The organism is Kribbella alba (assembly GCF_039529635.1).
GTDB lineage: Bacteria > Actinomycetota > Actinomycetes > Propionibacteriales > Kribbellaceae > Kribbella > Kribbella alba.
The window spans coordinates 310,867-327,393 of record NZ_BAAANE010000003.1 but is presented as its reverse complement, the minus strand read 5'-3'; the positions used below and the strand labels follow the sequence as shown (position 1 = coordinate 327,393).

Annotated in this window: 21 protein-coding genes; 5 read left to right on the top strand and 16 right to left on the bottom strand. The window is 67.5% G+C overall.

Annotation, left to right across the window (positions count from 1 at the left end; all coding sequences use genetic code 11):
• Positions 1-39: 39 nt before the first annotated feature.
• From ABD210_RS05895 to ABD210_RS05875, 5 genes are all read right to left on the bottom strand, one after another.
• Entirely contained in the window at positions 40-900 is an 861-nt protein-coding gene (locus ABD210_RS05895; RefSeq protein ID WP_344109636.1) for a DMT family protein, read from the bottom strand.
• On the bottom strand, positions 901-1,632 hold the full coding sequence (locus tag ABD210_RS05890; protein ID WP_344109634.1) for a CDP-alcohol phosphatidyltransferase family protein: 732 nt from the start codon (positions 1,630-1,632) through the stop codon (positions 901-903).
• A gap of 125 nt (positions 1,633-1,757) precedes the next feature.
• Positions 1,758-2,195, bottom strand: coding sequence for a nitroreductase family deazaflavin-dependent oxidoreductase (locus ABD210_RS05885; protein WP_344109632.1), 438 nt, complete (start codon positions 2,193-2,195; stop codon positions 1,758-1,760).
• A gap of 42 nt (positions 2,196-2,237) precedes the next feature.
• Complete coding sequence (locus ABD210_RS05880) at positions 2,238-2,675, bottom strand: nitroreductase family deazaflavin-dependent oxidoreductase (RefSeq protein ID WP_344109629.1); 438 nt, start codon at positions 2,673-2,675, stop codon at positions 2,238-2,240.
• Between the two features lie 56 nt (positions 2,676-2,731).
• Entirely contained in the window at positions 2,732-2,911 is a 180-nt protein-coding gene (locus tag ABD210_RS05875) for a hypothetical protein (protein WP_344109627.1), read from the bottom strand.
• A 79-nt stretch (positions 2,912-2,990) separates the two neighbouring features.
• Between ABD210_RS05875 and ABD210_RS05870 the strand changes: the two genes are divergently transcribed.
• The gene (locus ABD210_RS05870; protein WP_344109625.1) at positions 2,991-3,458 is read left to right on the top strand and encodes a MarR family winged helix-turn-helix transcriptional regulator; all 468 of its coding nucleotides are present in this window, start codon (positions 2,991-2,993) and stop codon (positions 3,456-3,458) included.
• A 30-nt stretch (positions 3,459-3,488) separates the two neighbouring features.
• On the opposite strand, the gene ABD210_RS05865 is transcribed toward ABD210_RS05870, so the two are convergent.
• From ABD210_RS05865 to ABD210_RS05840, 6 genes are all read right to left on the bottom strand, one after another.
• Entirely contained in the window at positions 3,489-3,950 is a 462-nt protein-coding gene (locus ABD210_RS05865; RefSeq protein ID WP_344109623.1) for a hypothetical protein, read from the bottom strand.
• Positions 3,951-4,054: 104 nt separating this feature from the next.
• Positions 4,055-5,104: a PP2C family protein-serine/threonine phosphatase gene (locus ABD210_RS05860; protein WP_344109621.1), complete on the bottom strand. Its 1,050-nt coding sequence runs from the start codon at positions 5,102-5,104 to the stop codon at positions 4,055-4,057.
• A gap of 189 nt (positions 5,105-5,293) precedes the next feature.
• The gene (locus ABD210_RS05855; RefSeq protein ID WP_344109619.1) at positions 5,294-6,124 is read right to left on the bottom strand and encodes an Fpg/Nei family DNA glycosylase; all 831 of its coding nucleotides are present in this window, start codon (positions 6,122-6,124) and stop codon (positions 5,294-5,296) included.
• Positions 6,125-6,268: 144 nt separating this feature from the next.
• The gene (locus ABD210_RS05850; protein ID WP_344109617.1) at positions 6,269-6,739 is read right to left on the bottom strand and encodes a ribose-5-phosphate isomerase; all 471 of its coding nucleotides are present in this window, start codon (positions 6,737-6,739) and stop codon (positions 6,269-6,271) included.
• A 20-nt stretch (positions 6,740-6,759) separates the two neighbouring features.
• The gene (locus ABD210_RS05845) at positions 6,760-7,875 is read right to left on the bottom strand and encodes a hypothetical protein (protein ID WP_344109615.1); all 1,116 of its coding nucleotides are present in this window, start codon (positions 7,873-7,875) and stop codon (positions 6,760-6,762) included.
• 125 nt (positions 7,876-8,000) lie between these two features.
• A complete protein-coding gene (locus ABD210_RS05840; RefSeq protein WP_344109613.1) occupies positions 8,001-8,612 on the bottom strand; it encodes a mycothiol-dependent nitroreductase Rv2466c family protein in 612 nt (203 codons plus the stop codon).
• Positions 8,613-8,773: 161 nt separating this feature from the next.
• Here ABD210_RS05840 and pepN point away from each other — a divergent pair, with 161 nt between their 5' ends.
• From pepN to ABD210_RS05825, 3 genes are all read left to right on the top strand, one after another.
• Positions 8,774-11,347, top strand: a complete 2,574-nt coding sequence (gene pepN / locus ABD210_RS05835) for an aminopeptidase N (RefSeq protein ID WP_344109610.1) — start codon at positions 8,774-8,776, stop codon at positions 11,345-11,347.
• A gap of 5 nt (positions 11,348-11,352) precedes the next feature.
• Positions 11,353-11,883, top strand: coding sequence for a hypothetical protein (locus ABD210_RS05830; RefSeq protein WP_344109608.1), 531 nt, complete (start codon positions 11,353-11,355; stop codon positions 11,881-11,883).
• A gap of 309 nt (positions 11,884-12,192) precedes the next feature.
• Positions 12,193-12,831: a hypothetical protein gene (locus tag ABD210_RS05825; protein ID WP_344109606.1), complete on the top strand. Its 639-nt coding sequence runs from the start codon at positions 12,193-12,195 to the stop codon at positions 12,829-12,831.
• A gap of 9 nt (positions 12,832-12,840) precedes the next feature.
• Here ABD210_RS05825 and ABD210_RS05820 read toward each other — a convergent pair whose 3' ends face one another.
• From ABD210_RS05820 to ctaJ, 3 genes are all read right to left on the bottom strand, one after another.
• Positions 12,841-13,410 carry a GNAT family N-acetyltransferase gene (locus ABD210_RS05820; protein WP_344109604.1) on the bottom strand — a complete coding sequence of 190 codons (570 nt, stop codon included), beginning with the start codon at positions 13,408-13,410 and terminating at the stop codon, positions 12,841-12,843.
• A gap of 318 nt (positions 13,411-13,728) precedes the next feature.
• On the bottom strand, positions 13,729-14,127 hold the full coding sequence (locus ABD210_RS05815; RefSeq protein ID WP_344109602.1) for a DUF5130 family protein: 399 nt from the start codon (positions 14,125-14,127) through the stop codon (positions 13,729-13,731).
• Positions 14,114-14,392 (bottom strand): aa3-type cytochrome oxidase subunit CtaJ, encoded by a 279-nt coding sequence (ctaJ, locus tag ABD210_RS05810; protein WP_344109600.1) that lies wholly within the window; start codon positions 14,390-14,392, stop codon positions 14,114-14,116. Before ctaJ ends, ABD210_RS05815 begins: the two co-directional genes overlap by 14 nt.
• A gap of 179 nt (positions 14,393-14,571) precedes the next feature.
• Between ctaJ and ABD210_RS05805 the strand changes: the two genes are divergently transcribed.
• Entirely contained in the window at positions 14,572-15,021 is a 450-nt protein-coding gene (locus ABD210_RS05805; RefSeq protein ID WP_344109597.1) for a YybH family protein, read from the top strand.
• A gap of 186 nt (positions 15,022-15,207) precedes the next feature.
• Here ABD210_RS05805 and ABD210_RS05800 read toward each other — a convergent pair whose 3' ends face one another.
• On the bottom strand, positions 15,208-15,711 hold the full coding sequence (locus ABD210_RS05800) for a hypothetical protein (RefSeq protein WP_344109595.1): 504 nt from the start codon (positions 15,709-15,711) through the stop codon (positions 15,208-15,210).
• 164 nt (positions 15,712-15,875) lie between these two features.
• The gene (locus tag ABD210_RS05795) at positions 15,876-16,472 is read right to left on the bottom strand and encodes a lytic polysaccharide monooxygenase auxiliary activity family 9 protein (RefSeq protein WP_344109593.1); all 597 of its coding nucleotides are present in this window, start codon (positions 16,470-16,472) and stop codon (positions 15,876-15,878) included.
• Positions 16,473-16,527 lie beyond the last annotated feature (55 nt).

Genomic DNA, 16,527 nt, shown 5'->3' with positions numbered 1-16,527 from the left:
TCGTTGTCACCAGCTGGCCGTGCTCACGCCGTACACGCACTAGGCGGCGTTCGCCGGTTCGGACTCGTCCTTCACGGATTCGAAGCGGACCAGGATCAGCGCGCCGATCGCGGTCAGCACGAACCCACCGAGCGCCCCGGCGTACCAGCCTGGTCGTACTTCGTCGCCGAGGACCAGTACTCCGACCGCGGCCGGCGTGACCGTCTGCAGGGCGATCATCGGGGTGGTTGCCAGCGTCACCGAGCCACGCTGCAACGCGAGCGAGTAGAGGATGAAGGCGAGCGCACCGCTGACGGGCAACGTGTAGGTCGTGGGGCTGCCGAGGAGCTCGCCGATCGAGCCGTCCTGCAGCAACCTGGCCGAGATCGCGACCCCGGCGTACCCGAGTCCGGCCAGCACGCCGAGCAGCGCGGTCGCCATCGGGTGCTTCGAACGGCTCGCGAGCCCGCCGAGGACAGCGATGCAGATCAGTCCGATGATCAGGCCGACCGTCAGTCCGTGGTGCACCGTGCTGTTTCCGGCGTCACCGGCCGAGATCGCGAGCAACCCGAGCCCGACGCAGACGCCGATCACCGCCGACCACTCGATCGCGCTCAACTGGTCACTCATGAGCCGCGTGGCCAGCAGGGCGGTGACGACCAGGCTGGCGGCGATCCCGGCCTGCGCCAGGTAGAGCGGCAGCAACCTCAACGCGACGAAGTGCAGCCCGAACCCGGCGAGGTTGAGCACCAGTGCACCCAGGAACGCGGGCTGGTGGAGTAGTGCGCCGACGAAGCTGACCAGCCGCCGCAGGTCGAGCTCCGAACCGGTCGGCACTTTGCGGGAGCCGACCGCCTGCAGGATCGCGGCGATGCCGAAGAGCACCGCGGCCCCGAGCGCCGCACCTAGACCTAGTACCACTCAGACTGCCTTCACTCGCCGAGGCACCCAGAACGTGAGGTAGAGGCTCAGCCCGCCGTAGTACACGAGGTAGGCCAGCGAGACCGCGACGACAAGCGGGTTCGGGTGCGGCATCTGGGCCAGCAGCACGGCGTACGCCGCGAGCCAGATCGCGGTGGTCAGCAGGTTCATCGACCGGAACGCCTTGGTCCGCGACGGGTACACGTACTTCACTGGCACGAACACCAGGATCGAGCAGACCAAGAGGATGATGCCGGTCGCCGTCGGGCTGAGACTGAGCACCACGACGTAGAAGGCGACCACGTTCCAGTAGCTCGGGAAGCCCAGGAAGAAGTGGTCGTCGGTCTTCGCGTCGACCCGGCAGAACTGGTAGCTGGAAGCAAGCAACGGCAACGCGGCCAGTACTGCGCCGTACGCGCCGTGCGGCAGGTAGTCGCCGGTCCACAGCAGCACGATCGGCGCGAACGCGTAGGTCAGGTAGTCGACGATGTTGTCGAGCATCGCCCCGTCGAACCACGGGATGGTTTCCTTCACCCGCAGCCGGCGCGCGAGCATCCCGTCGGTGCCGTCGATCACCAGCGCGGCCAGGCCGAGCCAGAGCGCCCGGACGGCGTTGCCGTCGATGGCCGCGATCACGATCAGCAGCGCGAGCACCGTTCCGCTCGCGGTATAGGCATGCAGTGCAAGTCCGGCCAGACGCAGCCGCGTCGACCCGACGAACGGTTCCCGCACCGCGTCGTGTGTGGTCAGGAGGACTCCCAGAACTCGGTCGACGCAACGCGTCGGACTAACCGCCGCCAGCGTCTCACAAACCTGGTGCGCCTCCTGCCACCACCTGCCGTTGTTTGAAGACGCTCTTACCGAGCCGGCTCGAGGAGGAAGATCGGGATCACCCGGTCGGTCTTCTTCTGGTAGTCCGCGTAGTCCGGGTACGCCGCGACAGACCGCTTCCACCACAGCTCGTACTCCTCGCCCTCGATCTCGCGGGCGACGTACTCGCGGGTGGTCTCGCCGTCCTGCAGTTGGACCGTGGGGTCGGCCTTGAGGTTGTAGTACCAGACCGGGTTCTTCGGCGCGCCGCCGAGCGAGGCAACCGCGGCGTACACGCCGTCGTGCTCGACGCGCATCACCGGGACCTTCCGGATCTTGCCGGACTTGGCACCGCGCATGGTCATGAGCACAACACCCATGCCGTTCCAGCCGGCCACCTCGGTTGTACCGGAGCTACCGATCTTCTCCACCGCGTTGCGGACCCACTCGGTCGGACTCGGGGCGTAGTCGTTATCAGATGACATGTCACCAAGCCTACCGGTGACATGTCATCAAGGCAGCCCGGCTCAGTTGCTGACCGGTTCCAGTACGAAGACGGGAAGCACGCGTTCCGTCTTGGTCTGGTACTCCGCATAGTCAGGCCAGGCCTCGACCGAGCGGTCCCACCACAGCTTGCGCTCGTCACCCTCGAGTTCGCGGGCGACGAAGTCCCCGGTGACGTCGCCGTCCTGCAGTTGCAGGCGCGGGTCGGCCTTGAGGTTGTAGTACCACACCGGGTGCTTGGGAGCGCCGCCGAGCGACGCCACCACGGCGTACACGCCGTCGTGCTCGACGCGCATCAACGGCACCTTGCGGATCTTGCCGCTCTTGGCCCCTCGCATGGTCAGGAGCACGACACCCTTGCCCTGCTCGATGACCGAGGTCGTTCCGGCTTGTTCGATCTTCTCCACCATGTCCGCCACGAATGACATCGGACTGGGGGCGTACTCCGTTTCTGATGACATGTCACCAAGTATAGGTTGACACGTCATCTCAAGCCAGCTCCCGCGTGTCGGGTGGATCAGGCGGCGGTCTTGCGGGCGTTGGCGCGAGCTACCCGGGCGGCGCGCTCGCGTTCCATCCGACGGCGGGGATCCGCATGGTCCGGCAGGTCGGCGGGGCCGGCGACGTGCAGCAGCAGCCAGGTCATGCGCCACTTGATCCGATACAGCAGACCGAGTCCGTCATTCTTCTTGCTCATCGCGCCCTCTCAAGACGTTTGGTATGGCAATGATTTGTGTACCAATTGATACTCTAGTCAACGCCGACCGAAGGAGAAAATGCCCGGACCGTCCGAAGACGTGGACCTGCTGGCGCTGGACCGCCAGGTCTGCTTCGCGCTGGCGGTCGCATCCCGCAGCGTGATCGCGCTGTACCGACCGCTGCTGGAGCCGCTGGGGCTCACCCATCCGCAGTATCTGGTGATGCTGGCGCTGTGGGAGGAATCACCCCTGTCGGTGAAGCAGCTCAGCGGCCTGCTCCAGCTCGACCCCGGCACCCTCTCCCCCTTGCTCAAGCGCCTGGAGTCCAGCGGCTACGTCACCCGCCGCCGCGACCCCCACGACGAACGCTCCCTGGCCGTCACCCTCACCGAAGCCGGCCAGTCCCTGCGAACCGAGGCCCTGAAGATCCCACCTGCCATCATCGACCGCCTCGGCATGACCCTCCCCGAGCTGGAAACCCTCCACAAGAACCTCACCAGCGTCATAGCCGCCGCAACGACCTCGCCAGACCAGCGATCCCGATGACCTGAAGTTCTTCATCGTCCGAGCTGACGGTCAGTTCAGGCTGGTCGGGGCGGCGCATTGTCGGAGTTGGGCTGCGGTGGCGATCTTGGCTTCGATCCAGCGGCGGCGCAGGAAGTGGGCCTTGAGCAAGCGGTGGATGCCGTCGAGGACGACGAGGCGGCCGCGGTAGGCGACCAGGTGGATCGGGAAGTCGAGGTCGGCTCGCATCACCCGCTCGTAGTGCGGGCGGAAGTTCATCGGGGTGGCCGCGACCTGGTTCGGTGTCACCTTGAAGCGCTCGCCGTTCAGCTGCCACAGGGGCAGGTCGAACATCCAGAGCAGATCGACGACCTCAACCGGTTCGACCCGCAGGTCCAGCGCCCAGAGCTTGCCGAGCTGCCAGCGGGTCTGGGGAAAGACGTCCCGCAGCGCCGCCGGCATCATCGCCAGCAACTCTTCGAAGGAGACATCAGGCGCACTGCGGTCGGACTCGTCCACCCCATCGATCGTCACGACCGAGCACGCTACGCCAGCCACGGTCCGACTCGCCGGACAGCCGGCTCCGACGCGCGGCCGAAGCGGGTGAAGCAGCGGATCAGGCTGATCAGCCGCGCGGCTCAATGAGCGTGGCCGGCCGTTCCGAGCGAGCGCATCAGCGCCGACCGGAGGCGGCGGTGGGTGGGCTGAGCCTGACAGCTGGGAACGACCAGCTCGGAGGGGTGCATCTGGCGGTGGATCAGCACGATGGCGGAGTCGTCGCCCGGCCCGCCGATCTCCTCCACGAGCTCATCGGCCGCGCCCTTGAATCCCTGTGCCACAAGGCGTTCTGCGTGCCCGGCCAGCCGGTCCGTGCCGAGTCCGATGTCGCGGCGCGGGGTCTCGACCATGCCGTCGCTGTAGAGGAACAGCGCGTCGCCCTGCTTCAACAGCCCGCGATTCACCTCGAACTCAGGCGCCTCCATCAGCCCCAGCAGCGGCCCATCGGCGTCACGTGTCTGCCAGCGCCCGGACCAGGAGTCGAACAGGATCGCGGGCGGATGCCCAGCGGTGCGTACTTCGAAATCCCCGGTGGTGAGGTTGACCGCGACATGCACGACGGTCGCGAAATCGTCGTCCCAGTCCTGCCTGCGCAGATAGTGGTTGGCGGCCGGCAGGAACTCCTCGATCGGCACCACCCCGAGCAACCCGCCGAAGGCACCGGAGAGCAGCAGCGCGCGCGTTCCGGCATCGATTCCCTTGCCTGACACATCGACCAGTGCGACCTCGAGAACCTCATCGCCTCGGGTCGTCGACACCACGAAGTCGCCGGAGAACGACGCTCCGCCAGCGGGCCTGATCGCCATCTCCGCCCTCCAGCCGCTCGGCAACCTGGGCAGCTCGCCCTGGGCGGTGAGGGTGGTGCGCAGCTCGATCAGCATCGTCTCACCGCGAGTGCCCTGCACTCCCAGGCTGCTGCGCACCTTCGCGCCGGCGAGCACGATCCACGCCGCAGCGCCCAGCGCCACCACGAACCCTGTCGCCGGTCGTTCCGTGTTCCAGTCGGACACGACGTACGAGCCGGTCAGCAGGGTGATCACCGTGAGCGCGACCAATGGGCGGAACCTCAGCAGCAGTCCGCCGATGAGCAGAGGAATAATCAGGGCCGCGGTGGGTATGACGGAGGGCATCGCCCTCGCGGCGGCACCCAGAGTGAATATCAGAGCCAGCAGACCGACGAAGGTCAGCCGGTGGGATCTGCGCGCGTGCCGAACCGCCGAGCGCGCCGATCGGCGAGCCCGTCGCAAGCCAGCGAAATCCCCGCCGCTCCTCATGGTGAGTCGAAGATAACGGCACCACCCGGTCCGCGCATCAACTTGTCACAACTTCTTTCGGGTCAGTCCGGTCCGTTGGCATCTGGGGCACCAGAACAGGTTCCGTCCCGCCAGGATCTCGGTCCGGATCACCGAGTTGCAGACGTGACACCGCTGCCCCTGTCGACGATAGACGTAGACCTCGCCGCCGTGGTCATCCTGGCGCGGATCTCGTCCCATCGCCTCGGGAGTGTGATCGTCGGTGACCGTGTCGATCCGGCCTGTTTCGACGCCGTACTTCATCAGCTCGAGCAGGTCGCTCCACATGCCTTGCCACTCGCGCTTCTTCACCAGGTTGCCGGGCGTCATCGGGTGCAGCTTGGCCCGGAAGAGCACCTCGGCGCGGTACACGTTGCCGACGCCGCTGAGCACCTCCTGGTCCATCAGCAACTGCCCGATCGGCAGCTTGCTGCGGTGGATCCGCTTCCAGGCGAGCTCCGGATCGGCGTCGTCGCGCAACGGATCCGGCCCGAGTCGCGCGATCAACGCCTCGCGCTCGCCGTCCGTCAGCACCTCGCAGACGGTGGCCCCGCGCAGCTCGGCGTACGCCGTGGCGTTCTGCAGGCGGAGTCGCACCTGGCCGACGGGCTCGGGCGCAGGTGCTTCACCGAAGTCGACCTTGCCGATCAGGCCGAGGTGGATGTGCAACCACCCGGCGCCCTCGAAGTCGGCGAGGAAGTGTTTGCCGTGCGCCTCGGTCTGGCGCAGCACATGCCCGTTCAGCAACGCGGCGCCTTCGACGAACCGGCCCTGCGGGCTCGACGCCTGTACCGGACGACCGCCGAAGGCGTCCCAGACGTCGTTCGCCAATCGGTGCAGGGTGTGACCTTCGGGCATGATTCCTCTTATGGGTGTGACTTCAGGAGCTAAAGGCAGGGGCGGCCCGCCGACCCCGGCGGTTGTCGGCATCGGCCGGTCCATGCGCGCCAGGGACGTCTCGAGGCCGCGCCCGGAGAATATCGAGGCGGCCAAGAAGAAAGCTCAGGACGGTAAGGGCGGCAGCTCGCCGGTGGCCTCGTAGGCCGCCAGCATCTCGATCCGGCGGGTGTGTCGTTCCTCGCCCGAGTACTCAGTGGCCAGGAACGTGTCCACGAACCCGACCGCCTCGTCCTCGCTGTGCATCCGCGCGCCGATGCTGACCACGTTCGCGTCGTTGTGCAGACGGCTGAGCTCGGCGGTCTCGGTGCTCCAGGCCAGCGCGGCCCGGACTCCCTTGACCTTGTTCGCGGCGATCTGCTCGCCGTTGCCGGACCCACCGATCACGATGCCGAGACTGCCCTTGTCCTGCACGACGGCCACCGCCGTCCGCAGGCAGTACGGCGGGTAGTCGTCGACCGCATCGTAGACGGCCGGGCCGTGGTCGACGATGTCGTGCCCGGCAGCCTTCAGGTGCTGGACCAGATGATTCTTCAGTTCGAAGCCGGCGTGGTCGGAGCCGATGTGCACTCGCATGGCCTGAAGTCTGTCACTAACTACTGACAGTCGGGGACGCCGGGGAGCTTTGGTGCACCAGACCCGACATACACGTTGGTGACGTAGCCGCCGTACTTCGGCAGGTAGGCCCACCAATCGCTGGACCGGGGCGGTGCATCGATGAGCTGCCCCTTCTTCTGGCAGCTGACCAGTACGTCAACTCCAGAGGGCAGCGTGCCCAGTACTGCGCCGGCTGTGGTCGGCCCAGTCCGTACGCGAACGCCCGAGCCACTGGTCGTCAGCCAACTGCCGGGAGTGCGCGCACCACCGGGAACAGTCAGGGTTCGGGTCAGCCGGGTCAGGTCGGTGTAGGCCTTCCCGTACGCCGTACCGTCCGGGTGCAAGGTGTACACGGCGACGATGGTGCGGTCACCCGCGCCGACGGTGCCGGTGGTGTGCAGCGCCTCGCTGGTGAGGTCCACCGCATCCGTCTTCGGCTTGGCTCGCGCCGAGGTCGAACTGCTGAAGCCGGACCAGCCCTGCTTGATGCTGAAAGCCGGGTCGAACACCGACGCGATCCCGAAGTACTGGTCGAACCCGTCGGTGCCGTAGCGGGTCGCCTGATGCAGATTGCCCAGCACGTAGTCGCGGACCGGCGCCGGGGCTTGGTCCAGCAGGTAACGGTAGATCCGGACGGTGTCGCCCGCAGTCAGTGCGACGTATCCCCAGAAGCCTGGATGGGTCGCCGGTGGACGAGCGGTGTGCGTCAGGCCGAGCCGCGGCACCATTCGGTCGATGATCTTGCCTCCACCGAGCTGCTCCCAGTAATAGCTCGCCGCGTCGTCGTCGCTGCTGCGCAGCATCACATCCAGCCGAGTCTTGTCGGCCGCGGGGATCTCGTATGACGGCCCGCGGTTCCAGAGGAAGTCCAGCACGATCAGCAGCTTCACCACGGACGCGGACCGGAACTGCAGATCCGGATTCAGCTGCTCGGTGAACTGACCCGTCTGCCGGTCGAACACCGCGACGCCCGCAGTCACCCCGGGCGGAACGACCACTGCGTCGGCCGCCGCCGTCGTCGTTGCCGCAGACCCGGTCGGACTGACCGCCGCCGTCAACCAGATCACGCTCGAACCGGCCAGAACCGCGGACAGACCACTACGCAGAAGCTTCACGCTGGAACCTACTCACCGAGAGAGGGATGACTTGGTGAGTAACCTTCACGCGAGGTGCTGGAACGTTCAACCCCTGTACGACAGCTCGAAAGATCAGTCTCTCGATTGATCAGTCGCTCAATTGATCAGTCGAAGGCCGGCCCGCGATCGCGGGTCCGCTTCAGCTCGAAGAAGCCCTCGGTGCCGGCCACCAGCCGGACCCCGTCCCACAGCTTGCCGGCCGCCTCGCCCTTCGGTGCCGGAGTCACCACCGGGCCGAAGAAGGCGACGCCCTCGACGGAGATGACCGGCGTACCGACCTCCATGCCGACCTGGTCCATCCCCGCGTGGTGGGACTTCTTCAGGGCGTCGTCGTACCTGTCGCTGTGCGCCGCCTCGATCAGCGCTGCGGGCAGGCCGACCTCCTCGAGCGCCTCGGCGATCACCTCGTCGCCGTCGCCGATACCGCGGCCCTCGACGTGGATGCGCTTGCCGAGCGCGGTGTAGAGCGGGAGCAGCACCTCGTTGCCGTGCGCCTGCTCGGCGGCGATCAGCACCCGGACGGGACCCCACAACTTCTTCAGGGCCGCCTTGTACTCGTCCGAGAGCTCGTCCCGGCCGGCGTTCAGGACGGCGAGGCTCATCACATGCCAGGTCGTCTTCACGTCGCGCACCTGCTCGACCTCGAGCATCCAGCGAGACGTCATCCAGGCCCAGGGGCAGGCCGGATCGAACCAGAAATCTGCAGTGGCGGTCATGGGTTCGATCGTACAAAATACAACCAACTCGGTCACGGCCGGGCGTTTCCTTCTCACGCTACGAGATCGGCCGCCAGGCGATGGAAACGCTTTCGCAACCGTTGCCCAAGTCGCGGGGAAACCCTCGGGCAAGCGAACGCTCAGGTGCATAGGATGCCGACATGCCTGGAACCAACCTCACGCGCGACGAGGCGCGTACCCGTGCCGGCCTGATCAGTGACGTGAGCTACGCGATCGAGCTCGACCTGACCACAGCCGCCGCCGGCGCCGCGACCTTCGCGTCGACCACCACTGCCACCTTCGGCGCCGAGCCGGGCGCGAGCACCTTCGCCGACCTGATCGCGGCGACCGTGCGTGAGGTGACCCTGAACGGCCGGTCGCTCGATCCGGACACCGTGTACGACGGGGCGCGGATCCAGCTGGAGGACCTGGCCGAGCGCAACGAGCTGCGGGTGGTCGCCGACTGCATCTACTCGCGCACCGGCGAGGGACTGCACCGGTCGGTCGACCCGGCCGACAAGGAGACCTACCTCTACACCCAGTTCGAGGTCCCGGACGCCCGCCGGGTCTTCACCACCTTCGAGCAGCCGGACCTCAAGGCACCGTTCACCTTCACCGTGTTCGCACCCGCCCGCTGGGTGGTGATCTCGAACGCGCCGACGCCCGAGCCCACGCCGTACAAGGGTGAGAACGGCGAGGACCTGGCCCGCTGGGAGTTCGCGCCGACCGAGCCGATATCGACCTACATCACCGCCGTCGTCGCGGGGCCGTACCACGTCGTCACCGACACCTACGAGGGTCCGAACGGGAGCTACCCGCTGTCGCTGCTGTGCCGCCCGTCGCTCAAGGACGCGCTGGACGCCGACGACCTGTTCGAGGTGACCAAGCAGGGCTTCGAGCTCTTCGAGAAGGCCTTCGGTACGCCGTACCCGTTCCACAAGTACGACCAGGCCTTCGTGCCGGAGTACAACATGGGCGCGATGGAGAACGCGGCCTGCGTCACGCTGCGGGACGAGTACATCTTCCGCAGCCGCACCACCCACGCGGAGCTGGAGAGCCGCGCGAACACCGTGTTGCACGAGCTCGCGCACATGTGGTTCGGCGACCTGGTGACGATGAGGTGGTGGGACGACCTTTGGCTGAACGAGTCGTTCGCCGAGTGGGCCAGCCACTGGGCGCAGGCAGTCGCGACGACCAAGTACGCCGACGCCTGGACCACCTTCTGCAACGCCCGCAAGACGTGGGCCTACCGGCAGGACCAGCTGCCCTCGACCCACCCGATCGCCGCGGACATGGTCGACTTCCACGCGGTCGAGGTGAACTTCGACGGCATCACCTACGCCAAGGGCGCGTCCACCCTGCGCCAGCTGGTCGCGTTCGTCGGTGAGGACACCTTCATCAGCGCGTTGAAGGAGTACTTCGCCGACCACGCGTTCGGCAACACCGAGCTGGTGGACCTGCTAAAGCCGCTGGAGAAGGCATCCGGGCGGGACCTGGACGACTGGACCGAGCGCTGGTTGCGCACGGCCGGGGTGAACACGCTCCGCGCCGACTTCACCGTCGACGAGGCCGGCGCGTTCAAGACGTTCGCGATCGAGCAGACCGCGGCCGCCGCCTTCCCGACGCTCCGGCCGCACCGGCTGGCCGTCGGGCTGTACCGCAAGACCGACGAGGGCCTGGTCCGCACCGAGCGGTTCGAGGTGGACATCGACGGCCCGCGTACCGAGCTGGCCGAGCTGGTCGGCGCCGGGCAGCCCGACCTGGTGCTGCTGAACGACGACGACCTCACCTACGCCAAGATCCGGCTCGACGAGCGGTCCCTCGCCACCCTGGTCGACTCGATCGACCAGCTGAAGGAATCGTTGCCCAGGGCCCTCGTCTGGGGTGCGGCCTGGGACATGACCCGGGATGCCGAGATGCCGGCCAGCCAGTACGTCGGGATCGTGCTGAAGGGCATCCGCGCCGAGACCGACCTGACGGGTGTCCGCTCGTTGCTCGGCCAGGCGACCACCGCGATCAACAGCTACGCGGCTCCGGAGCATCGCGCCGAGCTGCGGGCGCAGTACGAGCAGACGCTGGCCGAGCTCCTCGCCGACGCCGAGCCCGGTAGCGACCACCAGCTCGCGTTCGCACGGGCCTACATCGCCGGCGTCTTCTCCGCCGCCGGCGCCGACCGGCTGGCCAAGTGGCTGGACGGCGAGGACCTGCCGCCCGGGCTGGTGGTCGACACCGACCTGCGCTGGACGCTGATCGTGGCGCTCGCGCGGCTCGGCCGGATCGACGCCGACGAGATCGAGGACGAGCTGACCCGCGACACCACCATCACCGGACAGGAGCGGGCCGCCCAGGCGCGCGCCGCCCGGCCGAGCGCCGAGGCGAAGGCCGAGGCCTGGCGGATCGCGGTGGAGTCCGACGACACCCCGAACGAGACGCAGTTCCGCACCATCATCGGCTTCCAGCAGCCGGGCCAGGAGGATCTGCTCCGCCCGTACGTCGGCAAGTACCTGAACGCGGCCAAGGACGTCTACACGCGGCTCGGTTCCTCGATGGGTGAGAACGTGCTCGTCTACCTCTCACCGCGCAACCTGCCGGAGGACTCCACCCTGGAAGCCCTCACCGGCTGGCTCGACACTGAGGCCGAGTCGGTCGACGCCCCCACCCTCCGCTATGTCGGAGAAGCGCGCGCCGACCTGATCCGTGCACTGGACGCACAGCGACGCGACGCTGCAAGCTAGTGCGGGTGGCTTCCCCTGACCCCGCACTGGCTGGTGCCGCCGCTGTCGCGTTGACGGGATTGGCTGAGGCTTACCGGCCTCGGCCGATCACGCCGTTGATGCCGTGGCGTTATTCGAACCGCTTGGTGAAGCCGTATGTGATCACCGCCCGCGGGCGGGCCTGGGACGACGGCATGGTCGCGCTGGCCCGGAGCGCCGCGAGCCGGCAGCTCGAGTTCGACGACGCGATGGGCGGGGTCGGCCTAGGCGTCGTGGTGCTGCACCTCGGCGACGACGGGGTGTACCTGGTCGTGCAGAGCTGGGCGAAGGACTTCCAGTCGCGGCTGAGCATTTTCAGCGGCTTCGACGTGGACGACCTCCGCCCGGCTCCGATCGGCGCGGCGCCCTGTATCTGGGAGCTGGAAGTCCTCAGCCACGAGCGGGCGTCGTACGTGAATCACATCCTGAACGCCGAGGTCGACGTCGCCTCCTGGCTCGACGATGCCCTCGACACCCGCCCGCAGCCGGCCGCGGACGGCATCCCCTCCGGCACCTGACCGACAGCAGCGCCTCGTACGTCGCGATCGCGCAGTCCAGATTCTCGATTCTCCTCGCCGCCGTGAAGTAGTGGCTGAATTGTTTTAATAACGGGAAATCAGCACCATCGCCGCACAGTGCCACCACGAACGCTGTCGGCGATATTCAAACGACTGTTCCACGGCGTACCGTATTGGCCCGGCTGCGTCCCGCTATCCCTGCCTGGCAAGGAGATTTCTGGCGCCTGAGGAGTACTCACTTATTCGCTTGACGGGCATTAAGCTGACCGGGATATCGATGCCAAAGGGAAGCCGGGGAGGGCCTTTGTCGTGACACACCTGGATCACCGGAAGCCGCCCGGCCGGGCCGCCAGGAAGAAACCCAACAGATCGCACAGCGCCATCGGTGCCGCCGTCGTCGCGAGCGCCGCGATGGTGGCCGCCTTCGCGTTCATCCTCACCAACGGCAACTCGACCCCGACGACCGACGACCGCCTGCGCACCGAAGGCTTGCCGCAGGTGACCACGCCGTCGGTGGCCCCGAGCGAGAACCCCGCGCCGTCGGTCGATGCGAGCAAAGCCGACCGCAACCCGAATGCCGCCAAGCCGGCCACACCGGCGACGCCGAACACCGGACCCGAGTCGCCCACCTTCCGGCGCGGCCAGTGGATCGCCGTGCTCGACACCTACCCGGCGGACGTGGGCATGGATGCCGGCGTACTCGCCAAGAACCTGGCCGCCAAGCTGATCGCCGCGGGCGTTCCCGCGAAGGCGATGCTGGCGAACGGGCAGTACCCCGGGTTGGCGAACAGCAGCCTCGAACCGATCCTCGCCACCTGGATCGTGTACCTCGGCCCGACCTCGTCGTCAGCCGCGGCCATCGACGTGTGCTCGTCCCCCAAGACCCAGAAGGCCTACGGCCGCCAACCGGTCTGCCCCACCTACGAGCCCGCCACGGCCCGCGCCTGAGGTTGAGTTCTACGGCCTGTCGCTCGCGAGCCTCGCGTGCAGATGCGAGTCGTGCCGCCCGCCGTCGAGTTCGACGAAGTAGTCCCGCATGGTCCCTTCCAGCAGGAACCCGGCCCGCGTCGCGACCCGGCATGACGCCTCGTTCACCAAGGCATGATCCAGCGACAACCTGTGCAGCCCGAGTCCACCTTGGGCCGTCGGCGTGAACGCCCATCGCGCCGTTGCATCCAGCGCGCGAGCAGCAACCCCCCGCCCTCGCGCCGCCGGACTGACCCAGTACCCGACCACCGCCTGATCCGGCACCCGGTTCACGTCGCGAAGCGTCACCGACCCGAGCACCTGATCCGTGGCGGCATCCGCGACAGCGAACACCGCGTTCCCACGGGCCCACCCGTCGATCCGAGACTCGAGCCACTTCGACGCCCGCTTCTCCGCCGGCGTCCGGATGACGGCATTGCCCGCGGTCCACCGCAGAACGTCCGGATCCCCCATCGCCACCGCCACCGCGGCTTCATCCTCCGCGACGAACGGCCGCAACACGAGTTCGTCGACCTCAACCCGCGCAGGCTCCAACCTCACGCCCCTGCACCTCCCACACCGACACTCCCCCGCGCATTTCTACCGCCTCTCCGTACGCCGGTACGCGCGGTACGCCCATACGCCGGCTGCAGGTGGCCGCGGCCCCCTGGATCCTCCTCAGCTCATCCGCCCGGTTCCGCCGTACTCGCGGTCCATCGCGTTGCGGCAGCGGCAGGCAGGGGGTTACGCACTGAAATGGTGGGTTGCCCCCCACGAGTTTGATGCGGCAACCCGCAATCTCAGTGGGTAGCCCGTCCGCAAGCTCGGCCTGGCGCAGCCCAAGGCGAGCCCGGCGTGGGTGGGCGAAGGCGGGGCGACTTACTGCTTGTGGGGTTCGTTGGCGTGGAGAAGGGGGGCCTGGTGGGCGTGCTCGCCTAGTTGCTGGACGCCGGTGACGAGACCGCCGGTGAGGTCGCCTGCCGCGAAGGACGTCTGCATGGTGAGGGCGGCGAGACCTGCGGCCGTGTCCGTGAGCTGGCGCCTGGCGTCTGCGCCGGTGACGATCTCCAGGCGGCGGCCGGCCGGGTCGACGTACACGAGGACACTGTGGTCCGGGTCGTCCAGCTCGTTCAGCAACTCGAGCGCGAAGGGGCGGGTCTCCTCGTCAGCGCCACCGACGTACACCGAGAAGTGCAGGCCGGATGCTTCTTCGGCGTGCCGGACCGCTTTCTCGATGTCGTAGAGCTGGTCGGGGGTGAATGCGTCACCAGCTGGCACTTGCGCCTCCGGTCGTGCGGGCGACGCCGGTGCCGGCGGTCGCGGGGGTCTTGCCGGCCGGGAGCTCGGGCAGCTTGGCCGGGTCCGGCTTGGTGTTGCTCGGGCCGCCGATCCAGACCGGCGGAGCCCACCAGGACAGGCCCGGACGATAGCGCGGGCCGCTCGCGATCGAGGACGCGAAGACGAGCAGCGCCACCACCGCGACAACCAGAGCGGGGATGCCGACGAACACCAGCAAGGTGTGGCCGGAGAGCTGAGAGATCACGATCCGAAGCCTATCCGGTACGCCGACGAGCCCAGTCGCGGTCCCCTGCATTCCGGTCGGCAGCAGGTCTTCCCGTTCGTCCCGGGCAGTTTCCCGGCGACCACGGGTACCGGTTCCATCTCTCCGGGACGCCACGACGCGCACACTGGCGAAGACCGTAGTGGTGGAAGGAGCTCGTCATGACCGAACTGGAGCTGTTCCTGGATCAGATGTTGCCGTCACAGGTCGCGGCGGAGAGGGCTATCCACGACGGCGATGTCGCACCGAGGCTGGCCCTGTGGTCCCGCAATGATCCGGTGAGCCTGTTCGGAGCCGTGGTGCCCTGCGAAACCGGCTGGCCCGACCTTGAGCGCACGTTCGGCATGGTCGCGTCATGGTTCTCCCACTGCACGTCCTACGAGTTCGAGCTCGTCGCTGCGGGGGTTAGTGGCGACCTCGCCTACACGGTCGGCTTCGAGCATACGACCGCCTCCGTGGAAGGTGTCCCCAGAACGTACTCTCTGCGGGTCACCCACGTGTATCGCCGCGAGGACGGCGTCTGGCGCATAGTCCACCGCCACGGCGACTCGCCGCCCGAGGACTTCCGCAGCACAACCGGCGCTGCCCGAGACGCCCTGCCTGCCAACTGACGTACGCCCGGGATCCGGGCCGGTAGTCGGTACCTCGGTCCGCTGGCGGGTTCTCCCTCGGTAGCGAGTTCGTGGTTGGAGCTGGTTAGAGGCCCTCCCCGAAAGACCCGAGGAGCGCGCGGCTGGCCGCACGTACCGCGCCCGCCCCAGGAACTGGTCCCGGGGCGGGCGCGGTGAGCGGTTGGGTCAGCAGCCGCCGCAGTTGTAGTAGGTGATGTCCCAGTGGCTGCCTTCGTCGGCGTAGATGTTGCCGGAGGCGGCCTGCCACTGGGCCGCTCCGTCGCCGCGGTTGGCGATGCGGGTGAAGTTGTTGTGGATGTAGTTGCCGACGCAGGTGTACTTCGAGATGTCGACCTTGTAGCCGTTGCGATGGCTGTAAGTGCCGCTGGCGTGACCCACCTCGGTGCCGCCGGTGATGTTCACGGCGCAACCGCTCGCCTGCTTGAGGGTCCGTACGCCGTACACGGTGCTGTCGTTGATGTTGGTGAACGACGTGCAGGTGGAGACGTTCCAGTCGGAGCAGTTGCCGCTGGACGACCAGGTGATGCCGGCCGCCTGGAAGATCGCGGTCGCCTGCGAGTGGGTCATCTTGGTGACGGCGGACGCCTGCTCGACCGCGATCACGCCGGGCAGCAACCCGACGATCACGGCGACCAGCGGGACGGCGACGCGGCGGACAAGAGATTTCATGGGGACACTCCTTGAAACTCGGGGCGGAAGGTTTCAAGAAGTGCCATTCCCAGGGAAGTTATTGACGAAACGTGCACTGAGGGAGAAAAAGAACTACGGGAGCCGGGCCGAGGGCAGTCGGCCCGGCTCCCCGACCACGAATGCTCGGTCGGTGCGCACTGGAATCAGAAACGCACGTCCGAGCATTGGTAGAAGGCGTTCGCCGTGTCCGCGATGGTCCAGACGGCTAGGATCATGTGCCGCCCAGTCCGGGTCGGAACGCGACCGGTGTGGGAGATGTCGCCGGCGGGGCGGCCGCCGTTCATCGGCACGGTCAGGAACGGCGTCAACTCGAGCGCCGAGCGGGTCAGCGGGGCGTTCTGATTCCAGCCCTGCTTGGTGATGTAGTACTTGAAGTCCGTAGTCGCGTGCGCCGCGGTCAAGTGCCAGCTGAACGTGTAGTTCGCGCCGGAGGTCAACTGCGTGGTCGGCCAGGCGCCGCCGCGTTGGTCGTCCAACTGGGCGAACTGGGACAGGCCGGCAGAACAAAGCTTGCCGTCGGCCGGGCCGGCACCAGGGAACCCCTTCGGGCCCTCGGTGCTCTGCGGCTCCCACTGGATCTGGCCACAGTTCTGCACGGTGCCGTTCGCGCAGTGCTTGGCGCGACTGATCGACGCGGTCGTGTACCCGTGACCGTAGGCCAGCGGGATCGAGGTCGAGACCGTCAGCGCGAGTGCACCGACGGCGATTCCGGCCATGCTGAACTTGCGTGCTCGCACCATGCGGACACTCCTTCTGATTCCCGGACAAGGGGGGCGGTGGGGAAAGGAAGGCACC